Genomic DNA, 15,564 nt, shown 5'->3' with positions numbered 1-15,564 from the left:
CGCCACCGACGCCCCCGGTCCAGGCCCCATGTTCACGTTGTCTCCCCTCGCCGGGGGGGGGGCGGGCCGCGCCCCCCCCCCCACCCGCGCCAACCGCCAGGGACACCGACCACGGGGGGACCTCACCATGTCCGACACCGCCCGCGCCGCACTCGCCGACGCCCGCCTGTACCTCTGCACGGACGCCCGCAGGCGCCAGGGCGATCTGCCGGAGTTCCTGGACGCGGTCCTGGCCGGCGGTGTCGACATCGTGCAGCTGCGCGACAAGGGCATGGAGGCCGCCGAGGAGCTGGAGCACCTGGAGGTCTTCGCCGAGGCCTGCGCCCGGCACGGCAAGCTCCTCGCGGTCAACGACCGGGCGGACGTCGCCCACGCCGCCGGCGCCGACGTGCTGCACCTCGGCCAGGGCGACCTGCCGGTCCCTGCGGCCCGCGCCGTCCTCGGCGACGGGGTGCTGATCGGCCGCTCCACGCACGCCGAGGCGGAGGCCGCCGCGGCTGCCGTCCAGGAGGGCGTCGACTACTTCTGCACCGGCCCCTGCTGGCCCACCCCCACCAAGCCCGGCCGGCACGCGCCCGGCCTGGACCTGGTCCGGTACACGGCCGGTCTGGACACCGACCGCCCCTGGTTCGCCATCGGGGGCATCGACCTCGCAAACCTGGACCAGGTGCTGGACGCCGGTGCCCGCAGAGTGGTCGTCGTCCGCGCGATCACCGAGGCCGGCGACCCGGGTGCGGCCGCGGCCGAGTTCGCCAAGCGGCTCCGGCAGCTCTAGCCGCGCCGCGTCGCGGCGGCCGCTGTCCGCGTTTTTGTCCAAGGGATGGACAGGATGCCGACAATTCGGGCAAATCACCGGCGTCCGGTTGGGGGACCGCCCACCCCTGGCTAACCTGCCCGTATGGCCCTCGGAACCGCATCCACCAGGACTGATCGCGCACGCACCGTGCGCGACATCCTCGCCACCGGCAAGACGACGTACTCGTTCGAGTTCTCGGCGCCGAAGACCCCCAAGGGCGAGCGGAACCTGTGGAGCGCCCTCCGGCGGGTCGAGGCGGTCGCCCCCGACTTCGTCTCCGTGACCTACGGCGCCGGCGGTTCCACCCGCGCGGGCACGGTCAAGGAGACGCAGCAGATCGTCGCCGACACCACGCTCACCCCGGTCGCCCACCTCACCGCGGTCGACCACTCCATCGCCGAGCTGCGCAACATCATCGGCCAGTACGCGGACGCCGGGATCCGCAACATGCTCGCCGTGCGCGGCGACCCGCCCGGCGACCCGATGGGCGAGTGGGTCCCGCACCCCAAGGGACTCGCCTACGCGGCCGAACTCGTCCGGCTCATCAAGGAGTCGGGCGACTTCTGCGTGGGCGTCGCCGCGTTCCCCGAGATGCACCCCCGCTCCAGCGACTGGGACTCCGACGTCGCCCACTTCGTGGACAAATGCCGTGCGGGCGCCGACTACGCCATCACACAGATGTTCTTCCGGCCGGAGTCGTATCTCCGGCTGCGCGACCGCGTCGAGGCGGCGGGCTGTGACACCCCGGTCATCCCCGAGGTCCTGCCCGTCACCAGCGTGAAGATGCTGGAACGGTTGCCGAAGCTCAGCAACGCCCACTTCCCGGACGCCCTGAAAGAGCGGATCCTCACAGCGAAGGACGATCCGGCGGCGGTACGCTCCATCGGTATCGACTTCGCCACGGAGTTCTGCGCACGGCTGCTGGCCGAGGGAGTGCCCGGACTGCACTTCATCACGCTCAACAACTCCACGGCGACCCTGGAAATCTACGAGAACCTGGGCCTGCACCACCCCCCGCAGGCCTAGACCGGCCGCACCGCGATACGACACACTGCGTAGCGGCCACTGGGAGAGGGGCGTACATGGGCTGGACGGTCCTCTACATCGCGTTCGGCGTCGTCGCACTGTGGCTGCTGGGCGAGGTGCTGCTGCAGTACAAGGCGCGGCTGCGCTGGCGGCTGCTGGCCTTCGCCGGCTTCCTCGGCGTCGTGCTCGGCGTGCTGATGCCCTCCGTGATCGTGATCGGCCTCGGCGCGATCGCCTTCGCGATCGGCCAGACGTACGTCACGCTGTCCTTCCGCCGCGGCTTCGCCGCCGGCTGGGCGGTCAAGCGCCCCGACGCCGAGACCGACGGCGGCAGCAAGCGCCGCCGCGGCAGGGCCGACCGGCACGACGAGGGCCCGGAGGACTCCGGCCCGGAGCCCGTGGCCCCCGGCGACGACCGGGACGCAGGCCAGGGCGCCTACGGCCAGGGCGAGTACGACGACGACTACGACCGCGACGACGTGTTCACCCCGGCCCGCCCCGAGCCGGGCGCCGCCGAGACCACCACCGTCTACGAGCCGCAGCCCATGCCCGACGACACCGGCTCCTACGGCGTCTACGGCGACACCGCCTACGCGCACACCGCCCAGCCCCAGGCCGACGAGCAGCAGGGCTACGCCTACGACTACTCGGGCTACGGCCAGCAGGGCTACGGCTACGACGCCGCCGGCCAGCAGGGCTACGCCAACTACTCCGACCCGTACATCGGCAGCCAGTCCTACGGCGAGGCGTCCTACGACCAGGGCTACGCCCAGCAGTACGGTCAGCAGGGCTACGCGCAGGAACCGTACGCCACCGGCGGCTACGGCGAGACCCCGGCCGCCGGGGTGTGGGTGCCGCAGCAGCGCACCGACGAGACCTACGGCGGCGAACTCCCGCAGGAGCAGCCGTACCCCTACCAGGGCCAGCCCCAGGGGCCGGCGCAGCACCCGCAGCCCGGCACCGCCGGGTACGACGAGCAGTACCGCTTCTGAGACTCAGCCCTTCGTCACTGCGAGCCCCGGAAACCCGGGCCCTCGACGATCAGCCCCGCCACCAGCGCGCCCGACATGCCCGCGTGCGGCAGACCGCCGCCGGGGTGGGACCAGCCGCCGGCGGTGAACAGACCCGGTAGCGCCGTGCTGTTGGCCGGGTGCAGCACGCCCTCCGGAGCGGCCAGGGCCGGCGGCGGGACGGCACCGCCCGTCGCGCCCGTCTCCCGCTCGGTGTCCAGGGGCGTGCGGACCTCCCGCCACAGCACGCGCCCGCGCAGCCCCGGCACGGCACGCTCGGCGGCCGCGGTCATCCGGTCCGCGAAGGCGTCGGCGGCACCCGGGGCGGCCCAGTCGTACTCCGTCGCGGCCGGCACCGTCGCCGTCAGCACCACCGACTCGTGCTCCCCGTCGGGGCGCAGCGCCGGGTCGTCCGGGCGGTCGACCAGGACCGTCGGCAGCTCCGGCACCGTCCCGTACCGGAACAGCTCGAGATCATCGCCGCCGTGGGCGGAGTGCACCACCGTGCGGTGCACGGCGTCGCTCCCGCGGGCGCCGCGCAGCGCCAGGCAGACCACCATCCGGCCCGGGTGACGGTCCTCGTGTTCCGGCGGGACGTCCTGCGCGCCGTACAGCTGCCTGCCCGGGACCAGGCCGCCCAGCCGCCAGGGGCCCGTGCCCACGACGAAGTCGGCCTCGGCCACCGTGCCCCCGGCCGACTCCACGCCGGCCACCCGGCCGTCCTTCTCCAGGACCCGGACCACCTCGGTGCCGAAGACGAACTCGACGCGCCGCTGCAGACACCGCTCGTACACCGCGCGCGCCAGCTCCCGGATCCCGCCGCGCACGTACCAGGTGCCGAACGCGTGCTCCATGTAGGGCAGTACGGCCGCGCTCGCCGGGGCGATCCCGGGATCGACGCCGTACGCGAGCGCCCAGCCGTCCAGCAGCTGGGCCAGCCGTGGGTCGCGCAGCTCCCAGGCGCCGATCTCGTGCAGCTTGACCGCGCGCCGCGTGCGCCAGCGCCGCTTGTGCGGAACGCCCGGGTACGGCTCCTTCTCGTCCAGCACCTGCCAGTTCGGCCACAGCGGCTCCTCCAGCAGCGGGCGGCGGGTGCGGTCCCAGGCCTCGCGGGCCCGCACCAGGAAGTCGCCCCAGCGCCCGCCCGCCCCCGCGCCCAGCGCCTCGTCCAGCGCCGCGACCACGCCCTCGCGCGAGGCGTTCGGCAGGGACACCTCGGTGCCGTCCGCGAAGACATGCCGTGACGACGGGTCGACCTGGACCAGCTCGACGCAGTCCTCCAGCGGCTCCTTGCCCGTCTTCACGAACAGATCGCGGTACACCGCGGGCAGCGTCAGCAGCCCCGGGCCGGTGTCGAAGGCGAACCCGTCCCGCTCGAAACGGCGCACCGCACCGCCGTACGTCTCCGTACGCTCGTACACCGCCACCCGGTGGCCCGCGACGGCCAGCCGGGCAGCGGCCGCCATCGCGCCCATCCCGGCGCCGATCACCGCAATCCGTGCCATGCCTGCGACTTTATCGACCGCCACTGACAGTCCGGCCCGCGGGCGGCCGCCCGGGCCGTCCCGCGTCCCGGGCCCGCGTGCGGACGGCTGAGTATCCGTACTCAGAGGGCGAGATGAGTACGCGCGCGGATGGGCGACGGCCCGCCCGGACGGGAGAGTGGGTGCACGGCAAGGGGGGCGCGGCCCGGCACCGCCGACACGGGGCGGCGGAACGGTGCCCGCCCGCCGGCCGCTCCTTCCGCCGATCCGTCGGCGGAAGCGAGCCGGGGGACCCGGGGGCCGACCACCCACGGGACCGACGGGGGAAGACCGTACGGGGGAGTACGGGGGAGTACGGGGAGCGGGAAGGGCGCCCGTCCGGCAGCGGACGGGCGCCCTTCCCGTGTCGTCGTCCCCGGCGCTCTCCTGCCCCGCCCGGTCAGGCCTTGCCGCTCACCCGGCCCTGGAGCAGCCGGGACAGGGCCGCGTGGACGTCGTCCAGGGAGCGCTCCGGCTGGAAGGACTTCCAGTCCAGGGCGGCCACCAGGACCATGCCGACCAGCGCCGCCGCCGTCAGCTGCACGTCGATCTCGTCGCTGAACTCCCCGGCCGCCACGCCCTCGCGCAGCACCCCCTCGACCACCGCGACGGCCTCCTGCCGGACCACCATCAGCGTGGACTGCCAGGCCCGGTTGGTGCGCCACAGCTCGGCCACGTACAGCTGGGTGAAGGCCGGGTAGCGGTCGATGAAGACCAGGCCCGCGCGGACCATCGCGTCCAGCGCGTCCACCCTGCCGCCGCCCTCGGCCGCCGTCCGCTCGGCCGCCTCCCGGAGGGAGGCCGTGAGCAGGCCCACGCCGTGCCGCAGCAGCTCCTCGAAGAGGACCGACTTGCTCGCGAAGTTGTAGTAGACCGTGCCCTTCGCGACCCCGGCCCGCTCGGCGATCTCGTCCACCGTGGTCGCGGAGAAGCCCTGCTCGGCGATGAGCGTGACGGCCGCCTCGTAGAGCTTCTGCCGGGTGGCCTCGCGGCGCGTGCTGCCGCCGGACCTGGCGCTGCTGCTTTCCATGGCCCCGATTCTCACAGGTACGCGCGTGTGCGGGGTCCTCCCGGGGATCACAGGCTCAGCTCGGGGTGCAGCCGGTCCAGCGTCCACACCTGGCGGCGCCGGGCCGCGAGCGCGGTCAGCGCGAGCGCGCCCGCGGTGAACGCGGTCAGCACACCGCACGCCTGCCACACCGGGCCGAGCCCGCCGCCCGTGATCAGCCGGCGCAGCGCCTCCACGATGTAGCTCATCGGCAGGAAGGGGTGGATGTCGTTGAAGAAGCCCGGGCTGGTCTGCACGGGGTAGGTGCCGCCCGCCGAGGTCAGCTGGAGCATCAGCAGCGCGAGCACGAGGATCCGGCCGGCCGCGCCGAAGCGGGCGTTCAGCCACTGCACGATCGCCCCGAAGCACGCCGTGACCAGGAACAGGAAGCCGATCGTGCCGGCCGCCCGCAGCATCTGCAGCCCGATCGCCCAGTGCAGCACGGCCATCAGCGCCACCACCTGCAGCACGCCCACGGCGACCACCGGCAGCCAGCCGGCCAGCGCGATCCGCCAGGCCGGCGAACCGGCCGCGAGCGCACGCCGGTTGAGCGGCGGGATCAGCATGTAGGCGACCATCGCGCCGACCCACAGGGACAGCGGGATGAAGTACGGGGCGAACCCGGTGCCGTAGTTCGGCGCCTTGTGCAGGTCGTGCGAGGCCAGCTGGACCGGGTCGGCCATCACGCCGGTCCGCCGGTCGCGGTCCTGCTTGTCGTAGTCCGGGATCCGCTTCGCGCCGTCGTGCAGGCCGCCGGCGAGCTTCCCGGAGCCGCCGACCAGCTTGTACAGGCCGCCGTCGAGGGTCTGGGCGCCCGTCCGCGCCGTGCCGATGCCCTTGTCCAGGGCGTTCGCGCCGGACTTGGCGGTGCCGAGGCCGGTGTGCAGCTTCTCGGCTCCGTCGGCGACCTTGTGCGCACCGTCGTTGAGCTTGTTGATCTTCTTGACGGCGTCGTCGACGTCCTCGGAGAGATGCGGCGCGCGCTTCGCGAGGGCCTTGGCCTGTTTCTGCAGCGTGCCCAGGTTGTCCCGCATCGTCTTCAGGTCGCCGTTCTGGTCGGCGATCAGCGTGTTCAGGTCGTCGGCGACGTCGGCCACGTCGGCCGCGGCCTGCCGGGCCTTCTTCAGCTCCGGGCAGGCCGGGTCGGGGATCGTGGCCGGAGCGCAGCGCGCCTTGTAGATCCCGTCCAGAACGGCCGAGGAGGCGTGGGCGGTTGTGGCGGCTCCCGGCGCGAGCTTCACCAGGACGGCGAGGTTGTCCTGGACCGTCTTGGCCGAGTCCGCCACCAGCTCGGCGGTGTCCCCGATGGTCTTCTCGTTGCCCTTCAGATACGGGCCGGCCTGGCCGTAGACGCCGTTGACCTCGTCGGCGAGCCTCTGCGTGCCGTCGGCGACCTGCCGGGAGCCCGTCTGCAGGTCGCCGGCGCCGCCGTCGAGCTTCTTCAGGCCCTTGGCCAGCTTGCCGCTGCCGCTCTTGGCGTCCTTCAGCCCGTCGGCGAGGTCTTTGGAGCCCTTCTCCGCCTTCCCGATGCCGCCGTTGAGCCTGTCGGCGCCCTCGGCGGCAGTGACGGTCTTGTCGTGGATGCCGGAGAAGGAGACGAAGATCTTGTCCAGGAAGGTCCGGGAGGCCTTGCTGGACGCGGCCGAGCGCACCTCGTTGAAGACGGTGCGGGAGATCTGGCCGACGATGTAGTTGTTCGCGTCGTTGGTGCGCACCCGCAGGGCACCGGTCTGCGGGGAGCCGCCCGAACTGGAGGCGATGCGCCGGCTGAAGTCGGCCGGCATGGTCAGCGAGAGGTAGTAGGTGCCGTTCTCGACGCCCTCCCGTGCCTCCGCGTCGCTGACCTCGTGCCATTCGAAGGTGCGGCTGTCGCGCAGCCCGGCCACGATGTCGTCGCCGGCGGTGATCTTCTTCCCGCTCGCGGTGGCGCCCTTGTCGTCGTTCACCAGGGCCACCGGGATCCGGTCCAGACGGCCGTAGGGGTCCCAGAAGGACCACAGGTACAGGGCGCCGTACAGCAGCGGCAGGACGAGCAGCGCGACGAGGGCGGCGCGTGGCAGTTTCCCGCGTCCGAAGCGCCTCAGCTCAAGCGCGGCCAGCTTCGGTGAGCGCATCGCCGGCTGCCTCCTTCCGGTCCGTGTCCTGCTGCTCGACGTCGTGCCGCTCGGCGTCGTCGTGTGCGTCGTCGTCCCGCGCGGTGTGCTGCTGCCCGGTGTCCTGCCGCTCGCCCGATGCGGCCACCTGCCCGGTCCGCACCGCGACGCAGTCCTCGGGGGCGGTCCGGCACACGGCCACGACCGTCGTCCCCGCGCGCGTGAGCGAGCGCAACAGGTCCCAGACCTGGGCGCGCTCGGCGTCCGAGAGCTTCACGTCGATGTCGTCCACGCCGAGCAGACGGGGCCGGCCGAGGAGGGCGAGCGCGAGGGACAGGCGCAGTTCCTGGATCCGCTCCAGGTCCCGTACGGCGGTCCGGGACCCCTTGGGGAGCGTCTCCAGGTCCAGCCCGGCGGCGGCCAGGGCCGCGTCGACACGCAGCCGTGCCTCGTGCCTGCGCTGGGCTCGGGGCCGCAGCACCTCGCGCAGGGAGTCGCCGAACCGGCTCTGCAGCAGCGCCCGTTCGCGCAGGTGCTCGCCGACGGTGAGGGCCGGCTCCAGGTCGGTCACCCCGGCCACGGCGGCCACCGCCGCGACGCGGCGCAGCCCCGCCATGTGCCGGGGAAGTTTGAACTCGCCGACCGTGGCCACCCCTTCGGTGGGCTTCATCCGTCCCGTGAGCGCGAGCAGCAGGGAGGTGCGGCCGGAGCCGGACGGTCCCTCGACCGCGATCAGTGAGCCAGGCTCGGCGTCGAGGGTGACGCCGCGGAAGGCGTACCCCCGTGGCCCCTTGAGCCCGAGGCCCTCGGCCGTGACGTGTGCGCCGTCCACAAGTCCCCCTGTTCTCCTGTCCGGAGTTTTTGAACTGACTGGTCAGTGCAAAAATACGCCCGAACCTACGATCGAGGCAAAAGCGCAGGTCAGAACGGATTGTCAGTGCCATACCTCACGATGGGCACATACGGCACCCGTGCCGTCACCCAGACGACAGGAGGTTCGTCATGGCCAACCCGTCCGCAGCCGCCGCCCGCCGGCGCCGCGCCACCGGCCCTGCCCCCTCACTGACCGGCCCGGCGAGCGACGTGCACCCCGTTCTCCGCCGGACCACGGCCCCGCCCGCCGCCCTCGACCTGCTCGCCCAGGCCCGCGCCGGACTGGAGGAGGCCGCCGTCCTGGAAACGCCGAACGAGCGCTATGCGACGGCCCATCTCGCCGCCCTGCGCACCGCCGCCGCCGTGCTCGCCGCCCGGGGCCGCCCCGAGACCGCCCCGCGCCGCCGGGCCCGGATCCGCAGCGCCTGGGAGGTGCTCCCCGAGATCGCACCCGAACTGACCGAGTGGAGCGCGCTGTTCGCCTCCGGAGCCGCCCGCCGCGCCCGCGCCGAGGCCGGCATCCGCGGCGCGGCCGGACAGCGGGACGCCGACGACCTGATACGCGACGTGGCGATGTTCATCCGCCTCGTGGAGCGGATGCTGGTCCTCCAGCCGGTCCTGCCCCAGCCCCGCCGGGACCCGGAGGAGCGGGACGGCCCGGGTGCCCGCGGTGACCTCCCGGACGCGGGCTGAGTACCGGCAGGTCCGCCGAGCGAGACGCACACGGCCGTTCACCGCCGCGGTGACCGGGCAGGGCGGCGGAGGCAATAGGGTGGAGGGCGCCTGAAGCGTTCCGCCCTGCCGAGGAGTCAACTGCCGTGTCGGACCCGAGCCGCCCCCGCGCCTCCCTGCGTACCGCCGTGGTCTGGGAGGTCCTCCAGGACGCCCTCGACCGCCGGGTCAAGGCGACGGGACGGGAGTCGCTGGACGTCCTCGACACCGGCGGCGGCAGCGGCAACTTCGCCGTGCCCGTCGCCCGTCTCGGCCACCGCGTCACGGTGGTCGACCCGAGCCCCAACGCGCTCTTCGCGCTGGAGCGCCGCGCCGCCGAGGCCGGCGTCGCCGATCGCGTCGCGGGCGTCCAGGGCGACGCGCACGGCCTGTTCGACGTGGTCGAGCGCGGTGGCTACGACGCGGTGCTCTGCCATGGCGTCCTGGAGTACGTGGACGACCCGGCCGAGGGCGTGCGCAACGCGGTCGCCGCGCTGCGCTCCGAGGGCGTGCTCAGCCTGCTCGCCGCGGGGCTCGGCGGCGCCGTGCTCGCCCGCGCCCTGGCCGGCCACTTCACGGAGGCCCGGCAGGCGCTGCGGGACCCCGACGGCCGCTGGGGCGACGGCGACCCGGTGCCGCACCGGTTCACCGCCGAGCAGCTCACCTCGCTGGTCGAGGGCGCGGGGCTGCGGGTCGGCGCGGTGCACGGCGTGCGGGTCTTCGCCGACCTCGTGCCCGGCGTCCTGGTGGACACCGAGCCCGGCGCCGTCGACGCCCTGCTGAAGCTGGAGGCCGCGGCGGCCGAGTTGCCCGCGTTCCACTCCGTGGCTACGCAGCTGCATGTGCTCGGAGAGACGCCGGGTGCCGCCGAGGGCTGAGCGCACTGCCGGGACGAGCCGCTGATCAGCGGCTCGGCGGCGGATGGAGTACGCCACAAGACCCCCGATCGAGGGGTTTGCGCCGTATGATCGAGGTACACCACCCGGCATGACGGGTCGGCCGCCGGGGAATGGAAGCCTCAGCGAGCCGGGGCGCCATGACGGATTCCGGTTGGCCAATTGGCGTAGAGGGGCGGGTTTCACGGGGGCGATTCCCTGCCTATCCTGAAGGGACCCCCCGGGTCGCCCCGGCGACTGCACGATGAGGAGGACTCCGTGCCGCTCTCGGAGCACGAGCAGCGCATGCTCGAGCAGATGGAGCGAGCGCTGTACGCCGAAGATCCCAAGTTCGCGTCAGCGCTTGAGGGAAGTGGGCTGCGGACGTACACCCGGCGGCGGGTCTACCAGGCGGTCGCGGGCTTCCTCGTGGGTATCGCGCTCCTCATGGCCGGAATGGTCGCGCAGTTGATCTGGGTCAGCGTGGTGGGTTTCCTCGTCATGCTGGGCTGCGCCGTACTCGCCGTCACGGGCTGGCGCAAGACACCGAAACCGGGTGAGCAGCCCGCGGGCGCCGCTCGCCGGCAGGTGCGGCCCAAGCGTTCCGTGATGGACCGGATCGAGCAGCGCTGGCAGCGCCGCCGGGACGAACAGGGCCACTGACCCGCTGCCCCGGCCAGCACCTCCTCAGGGCCGCGGCACAGCGCACAGCAGACCTCCGTGAGGGGCGGACACCGTCCGGTGTCCGCCCCTCACGCGTGTCTCCGAGGCGTCTCTCAGCCCTGCTGCTGCGAGGGCCGGCGCAGCGTCGGCCGGGCCGCCGCCAGCCGGGTCCGAAGCGCCGACCAGCGCGCCGACAGCGCCCACAGCACCTGCACCGACGAGCGGGGCAGGAACAGCGCCCGCAGCCGGGCCCCGGTGCCCACCGCGGCCCGCAGCCCCACGGTCACCCGGTGCACGTCCGCCGCCGCCCCGGCCGCCGGCCGCGGCCGGGGTGCGTACAGCACCTGCTCCACCGCGTCCGCCACCCGGTGCACCGCGGCCCCGGCCTCCGGGTCGAGACGGCCGAGCCGGACGATCCGGGCGGCGGCCCCGCGCGGAGTCAGCGACTCGTCCGGCACGATGCCGTGGTCCCAGGCGCTGTCCGTCAGCTCCTGCCAGGCGGCCAGCGTGTGCGCCACCGCGCCCGCCTCCGTGCGCGCGTACCCGCCCAGCCGCACCGAGCGCGTCCGCGCCCGCCACAGCAGCGGCGACAGCGGCACCGTCAGCACCAGGAGCCCGGCCGGCACGAGCAGCAGATACCACCACGGGCCGCCGCCGCTGCCGCCGCTGTGCGGGGCCGCCGCCGCGGACGGGCCGTCGCAGCCCTGCACCCTGCGGGCCTCGGTCGAGCAGCTCTCGCTGGCCGAAGGCGCCGTCGAGGGCGCCGAGGAGGCGTTCTTGGACGGCAGGGCCGGGTCCGGCAGCGAGGTGCCGGGCGTGTGCGACAGGGTGTACGACGGCGTGGTGCCGCGGGTCGGGGTGGGCTCGAAGCGGGTCCAGCCCACGCCCTCGAAGTACAGCTCGGGCCAGGCGTGGGCGTCCTTCTGGTTCACCGCGACCGTGCCGTCGGCCTGCGGAGTGCCGGGCGCGAAGCCCACCGCGACCCGGGCCGGGATGCCGAGGGTGCGGGCCATCGCCGCCATCGCGAAGGAGAAGTGGACGCAGAAACCCTCCTTCTTCTTCAGGAAGTTCGCGATGGCCTGCGGCCCGGTGCCGACCTCCACCTGGGTGTCGTACTGGAAGCCGCCGCTGACCGAGAACCAGTCCTGGAGCTTCACGGCCTGCTCGTAGTGGCTGCGGGCGCCCGCGGTGATCTCCCTGGCGGTGCCGGCCACCACCTTGGGCAGCGTGGCCGGCACCTTGGTGTACTGGCGTCTCAGGGTCGCCGCCGGCTCCGGCGCGGCCGCCAGCTGCTGTGCGGTGGGCTGCACGTCCAGGCTGGTCACCTGGTAGGTCTCGCCGCGCGTGGTCTGGCCGTGGTCCCCGACGAGGGTCATGCCCACGGGCTCGTACCGCCAGCGACCGCTGATCCTCACCTCGCTCGGCGGGTAGGGCATCGGCAGCCAGTCCTGGGCGTACCACTGCGCCGCCGTGACCGTGGTTCTCACCTTGGCGCGCTTGACGTCCCCGCTCAGCCCCAGGGGGGTGGGCAGCGTGTCCGGCACGCCCGTGATGTGCCGCTGGGCGGGCTTCCAGGTGGTGCCGTCGAAGTCGTCCAGGGAGACTATCCGCAGGTACATGTCGGAGAGGTCGCTCGTGCTGGTCCTCAGGGACAGCACCTGGCGGTCGTTGTCCGTGTTCAGGCTGTCGCGCAACGACACCAGCGGGTTGACCGCCGAGATGGTGCCCCCGTTGCCGTGGCCCGCCCCGACGCCGGTGCCGGCCGCGGCCAGCAGGCCGCCCTGCATCGCGGGCAGGACGAGCGGTACCAGCAGGGCCACTCCGAGCGCGACCGCGCCGATCCGGCGTCCGGCGCGTACGGGGGCCACGGCGCCGGTGTCCGCAGAGGGGCCGGGGGAGCGGGGCGCACCGCCGAAGACGCGGCCCCACTGGGCGAGCCGGTCCCGGCCCTCCGCGAGCAGCAGCATCAGATAGCCGCCCGCCGCCACCAGGAACCACAGCCAGTCGGCCCCGCCGTCGGACAGCCCCGCGGCCACCGAGTACAGCGCGAGCAGCGGCAGCCCGGCCGGGGCCGCGCTGCGGAAGGTCACCGCGAGCGTGTCCACCAGCAGCCCGATCACCAGCGCGCCCCCGATCAGCATCAGTCTGATGCCGTCGGTGAGCGGCGCGGGAATCGCGTACACGCTGACGTCGTCCGAGCCCTGCCGGAGCAGGTCGGCGATGTGCCGGAAGGCGTCCGGGCCGGGGACCAGCCCGACGACCGCCTGCTGCCGGGCGAAGACCAGGGTCAGCAGCACCAGGGTCACCAGGGCCTGCACCGCCACGGTCAGCGGCCGGCCGAGCGGCACCCGCCGGGCCGCCGCGCCCACCCCGGTCTGCACGGCCACCAGCGGGATCAGCTGGAGCAGCCAGGTCGGCTCGGCCACCAGCGGCAGCAGCGCGCACGACGCCATCAGCGTGGCCGCGGCGGCACACAGGGCCAGTCGTGCCCGCCCGCTCATACCGGTGCCTCCCCGCTCACGGTGGCCAGGCCCGAGCGCTCCCGGTCCGCCTGCTGCCACAGTCCGTTCAGCGCGGCGCCGCGCGGCACGCTCAACGCCGTCCAGCCCGCCTCGCGCAGCAGCCGCAGCCGGTCCTCGTGCCGGCCGCCCGGCCGTGGTACGTCGGTCGGCTCCCGCACCCAGGTGTCCGGGTCCAGCAGGAAGGCGACGGCGCCGCCGCTGCGCCGGCTCATCTTGGCGACCGTCGCGGCCTGCTCCTCGTCCAGGTCGCCCAGGAAGGCGATCAGCAGCCCCTCGTTCCCGCCGCGGAGCACGTCGTACGCCCGCGACAGGCCCGTGCCGTCGGAGTGGTCGATCACCGCGAGGGTGTCCATCATCAGCCCGGCCGCGTCCGCGGTCTCCTGGCCGGTGCCCGCGAACCCGTCGCCGCCCTCGCCGGGCACCGCGCTGCCGCTGTCGGTCAGCAGCCGTACCGAGAAGCCCCGTTCGAGCATGTGCACCAGTGCCGAGGCGGCGCCGGAGACGGCCCACTCGAAGGCCGAGTCGGGGCCGGCGCCCTCGTAGCCGATGGCCCGGGTGTCCAGCAGGACGGTGCAGCGCGAGCGCCGGGGCTGCTCCTCACGGCGCACCATCAGCTCGCCGTAGCGCGCGGTGGACCGCCAGTGCACCCGGCGCAGGTCGTCGCCGTGGCGATAGCCGCGCGGGATCACGTCGTCCTCGCCGGCGAGGGCCAGCGAGCGCTGCCGTCCGTCGCCGTAGCCCTTGGCCTCGCCGCTGAACCGGACCGGCGCCAGGGGATCCACGCGCGGGACCACCGTCAGGGTGTCGTACGCCGAGAAGGAGCGGGTCAGTTCGCACATCCCGAAGGGGTCCGTCAGGCGCAGCTGGAGCGGGCCCAGCGGATAGCGGCCGCGCAGGTCGGAGCGGACCCGGTAGGACACCTCGCGGCTGCCGCCCGGCTCCACCCGGTCCAGCACGAAGCGGGGGCGCGGGCCGAGGACGTAGGGCACCCGGTCCTGCAGCATCAGCAGACCGGTGGGCAGCCGGGAGACGTTGTCCATCCGCAGATGCACCCGGGCCTCGCTGCCGGCCGGGACGCGCGCGGGGGAGAGCCGGCGGGTGCCGGCCACCCGGTAGCGCGTGCGGTACAGCACGGTCGCGCAGATCAGCGGCAGTACGGCGAGCAGCAGGCCGACCCGCAGCAGGTCGCTCTGGCCCAGGACGTAGGCGCAGATCGCGGCGGCGATCCCGGCCGCCAGGAAGGATCGGCCACGGGTGGTCAGCCCCGCGAGGGCCGTGCGGATGCCGCCCGCGTCCCCGCGGTCGGCCTCCGGCTGCCCGGTCCCCCCGGCGCTCATCACAGACCCCGCGGGGGCTGCTGCGGATAGCCCGGGATGTTCCGGCCCAGACCGCCGAATCCGCTCTGCCGGCCCGGCTCGGCGGGCACCGGGGTGTGCTGCAGGATCTCCTGCACGACCTGCTCGGCCGTACGGCGGTTCAGCTGTGCCTGGGCGGTGGGGAGCAGACGGTGCGCGAGGACGGCGACGGCCAGGGCCTGGACGTCGTCCGGCAGCGCGTACTCCCGGCCGGTGAGGGCCGCGGACGCCTTCGCCGCGCGCAGCAGATGCAGCGTCGCGCGCGGGGAGGCGCCGAGTCTGAGGTCGGGGTGCGTGCGCGTGGCGGCGACCAGCTCCACCGCGTACCGCCGCACCGGCTCGGAGACGTGCACCCCGCGCACCGCCTCGATCAGCTTCACGATCTCGTGCGCGTGCGCCACCGGCTGCAGGTCCGCCAGCGGGCTGACCCCGCCGTGGACGTCGAGCATCTGCAGCTCGGCCTCCACGCTCGGGTAGCCGACGGAGACGCGCGCCATGAAGCGGTCGCGCTGGGCCTCGGGCAGCGGGTAGGTGCCCTCCATCTCGACCGGGTTCTGCGTCGCCACCACCATGAAGGGGCTGGGCAGTTCGTACGTCTGCCCGTCGATGGTGACCTGCCGCTCCTCCATGGACTCCAGCAGCGCCGACTGGGTCTTGGGCGAGGCGCGGTTGATCTCGTCGCCGATCACGATCTGCGCGAAGATGGCGCCCGGCTTGAACTCGAAGTCCCTGCGCTGCTGGTCCCAGATGGACACGCCGGTGATGTCCGAGGGCAGCAGGTCCGGCGTGAACTGGATGCGCCGCACCGAGCAGTCGATGGACCTCGCCAGCGCCTTGGCGAGCATCGTCTTGCCCACGCCGGGGACGTCCTCGATCAGCAGGTGGCCCTCGGCGAGCAGCACGGTCAGCGCGAGCCGTACGACCTCGGGCTTGCCCTCGATCACGCCCTCCACCGAACCGCGTACCCGCTCCACCGTGGCGGTCAGATCAGTGAGGCTCGCTCGATCGTCATAGGTCGTCACCCGGCCCTCCTCGGCCCGTTCTTTCCGGGCCGACGCATCCGTGCGCA

At 73.8% G+C, this 15,564-nt stretch carries 13 protein-coding genes; 6 read left to right on the top strand and 7 right to left on the bottom strand.

What is annotated here, in order from left to right:
* Positions 1-127 precede the first annotated feature (127 nt).
* From thiE to AB0N17_RS34260, 3 genes are all read left to right on the top strand, one after another.
* A complete protein-coding gene (thiE, locus tag AB0N17_RS34270; RefSeq protein ID WP_366015515.1) occupies positions 128-775 on the top strand; it encodes a thiamine phosphate synthase in 648 nt (215 codons plus the stop codon).
* Between the two features lie 123 nt (positions 776-898).
* Entirely contained in the window at positions 899-1,822 is a 924-nt protein-coding gene (gene metF, locus AB0N17_RS34265; protein ID WP_366015514.1) for a methylenetetrahydrofolate reductase [NAD(P)H], read from the top strand.
* A 56-nt stretch (positions 1,823-1,878) separates the two neighbouring features.
* Entirely contained in the window at positions 1,879-2,814 is a 936-nt protein-coding gene (locus AB0N17_RS34260; RefSeq protein WP_366015513.1) for a hypothetical protein, read from the top strand.
* A gap of 14 nt (positions 2,815-2,828) precedes the next feature.
* Here AB0N17_RS34260 and AB0N17_RS34255 read toward each other — a convergent pair whose 3' ends face one another.
* The 4 genes from AB0N17_RS34255 to AB0N17_RS34240 all read right to left on the bottom strand — a co-directional run bounded on the left by AB0N17_RS34255 (position 2,829) and on the right by AB0N17_RS34240 (position 8,328).
* Positions 2,829-4,337: an NAD(P)/FAD-dependent oxidoreductase gene (locus AB0N17_RS34255; RefSeq protein WP_366015512.1), complete on the bottom strand. Its 1,509-nt coding sequence runs from the start codon at positions 4,335-4,337 to the stop codon at positions 2,829-2,831.
* A gap of 418 nt (positions 4,338-4,755) precedes the next feature.
* Entirely contained in the window at positions 4,756-5,385 is a 630-nt protein-coding gene (locus AB0N17_RS34250; RefSeq protein ID WP_366015511.1) for a TetR/AcrR family transcriptional regulator, read from the bottom strand.
* A 47-nt stretch (positions 5,386-5,432) separates the two neighbouring features.
* Positions 5,433-7,517, bottom strand: a complete 2,085-nt coding sequence (locus AB0N17_RS34245; protein ID WP_366015510.1) for a YhgE/Pip domain-containing protein — start codon at positions 7,515-7,517, stop codon at positions 5,433-5,435.
* A complete protein-coding gene (locus AB0N17_RS34240) occupies positions 7,489-8,328 on the bottom strand; it encodes an ATP-binding cassette domain-containing protein (RefSeq protein ID WP_366015509.1) in 840 nt (279 codons plus the stop codon). Before AB0N17_RS34240 ends, AB0N17_RS34245 begins: the two co-directional genes overlap by 29 nt.
* 170 nt (positions 8,329-8,498) lie before the next feature.
* Between AB0N17_RS34240 and AB0N17_RS34235 the strand changes: the two genes are divergently transcribed.
* The 3 genes from AB0N17_RS34235 to AB0N17_RS34225 all read left to right on the top strand — a co-directional run bounded on the left by AB0N17_RS34235 (position 8,499) and on the right by AB0N17_RS34225 (position 10,618).
* Complete coding sequence (locus AB0N17_RS34235) at positions 8,499-9,062, top strand: SAV_6107 family HEPN domain-containing protein (RefSeq protein WP_366015508.1); 564 nt, start codon at positions 8,499-8,501, stop codon at positions 9,060-9,062.
* Between the two features lie 125 nt (positions 9,063-9,187).
* Complete coding sequence (locus AB0N17_RS34230; RefSeq protein WP_366015507.1) at positions 9,188-9,958, top strand: methyltransferase; 771 nt, start codon at positions 9,188-9,190, stop codon at positions 9,956-9,958.
* 276 nt (positions 9,959-10,234) lie between these two features.
* The gene (locus AB0N17_RS34225; protein ID WP_366015506.1) at positions 10,235-10,618 is read left to right on the top strand and encodes a DUF3040 domain-containing protein; all 384 of its coding nucleotides are present in this window, start codon (positions 10,235-10,237) and stop codon (positions 10,616-10,618) included.
* A gap of 113 nt (positions 10,619-10,731) precedes the next feature.
* On the opposite strand, the gene AB0N17_RS34220 is transcribed toward AB0N17_RS34225, so the two are convergent.
* From AB0N17_RS34220 to AB0N17_RS34210, 3 genes are read right to left on the bottom strand one after another with little or no spacing between them, the layout of a single operon-like run.
* Positions 10,732-13,119, bottom strand: coding sequence for a DUF3488 and transglutaminase-like domain-containing protein (locus AB0N17_RS34220; RefSeq protein WP_366015505.1), 2,388 nt, complete (start codon positions 13,117-13,119; stop codon positions 10,732-10,734).
* Complete coding sequence (locus AB0N17_RS34215) at positions 13,116-14,477, bottom strand: DUF58 domain-containing protein (RefSeq protein WP_366015504.1); 1,362 nt, start codon at positions 14,475-14,477, stop codon at positions 13,116-13,118. Before AB0N17_RS34215 ends, AB0N17_RS34220 begins: the two co-directional genes overlap by 4 nt.
* Complete coding sequence (locus AB0N17_RS34210; RefSeq protein WP_366015503.1) at positions 14,477-15,517, bottom strand: MoxR family ATPase; 1,041 nt, start codon at positions 15,515-15,517, stop codon at positions 14,477-14,479. The genes AB0N17_RS34215 and AB0N17_RS34210 overlap by 1 nt, the downstream gene beginning before the upstream one ends.
* Positions 15,518-15,564: the final 47 nt, after the last annotated feature.

It is taken from the genome of Streptomyces sp. NPDC051133, from assembly GCF_040682635.1.
Classification (GTDB): Bacteria; Actinomycetota; Actinomycetes; order Streptomycetales; family Streptomycetaceae; genus Streptomyces.
This window is presented reverse-complemented; position numbering and strand designations above follow the sequence as displayed.

What these genes read in the sequence shown, in the direction of transcription:
- AB0N17_RS34245 (WP_366015510.1), bottom strand. Translation starts at nt 7,517, where the DNA reads ATGCGCTCACCGAAGCTGGCCGCGCTTGAGCTGAGGCGCTTCGGACGC.
- AB0N17_RS34250 (WP_366015511.1), bottom strand. Translation starts at nt 5,385, where the DNA reads ATGGAAAGCAGCAGCGCCAGGTCCGGCGGCAGCACGCGCCGCGAGGCC.
- thiE (WP_366015515.1), top strand. Translation starts at nt 128, where the DNA reads ATGTCCGACACCGCCCGCGCCGCACTCGCCGACGCCCGCCTGTACCTC.
- metF (WP_366015514.1), top strand. Translation starts at nt 899, where the DNA reads ATGGCCCTCGGAACCGCATCCACCAGGACTGATCGCGCACGCACCGTG.
- AB0N17_RS34260 (WP_366015513.1), top strand. Translation starts at nt 1,879, where the DNA reads ATGGGCTGGACGGTCCTCTACATCGCGTTCGGCGTCGTCGCACTGTGG.
- AB0N17_RS34215 (WP_366015504.1), bottom strand. Translation starts at nt 14,477, where the DNA reads ATGAGCGCCGGGGGGACCGGGCAGCCGGAGGCCGACCGCGGGGACGCG.
- AB0N17_RS34220 (WP_366015505.1), bottom strand. Translation starts at nt 13,119, where the DNA reads ATGAGCGGGCGGGCACGACTGGCCCTGTGTGCCGCCGCGGCCACGCTG.
- AB0N17_RS34255 (WP_366015512.1), bottom strand. Translation starts at nt 4,337, where the DNA reads ATGGCACGGATTGCGGTGATCGGCGCCGGGATGGGCGCGATGGCGGCC.
- AB0N17_RS34235 (WP_366015508.1), top strand. Translation starts at nt 8,499, where the DNA reads ATGGCCAACCCGTCCGCAGCCGCCGCCCGCCGGCGCCGCGCCACCGGC.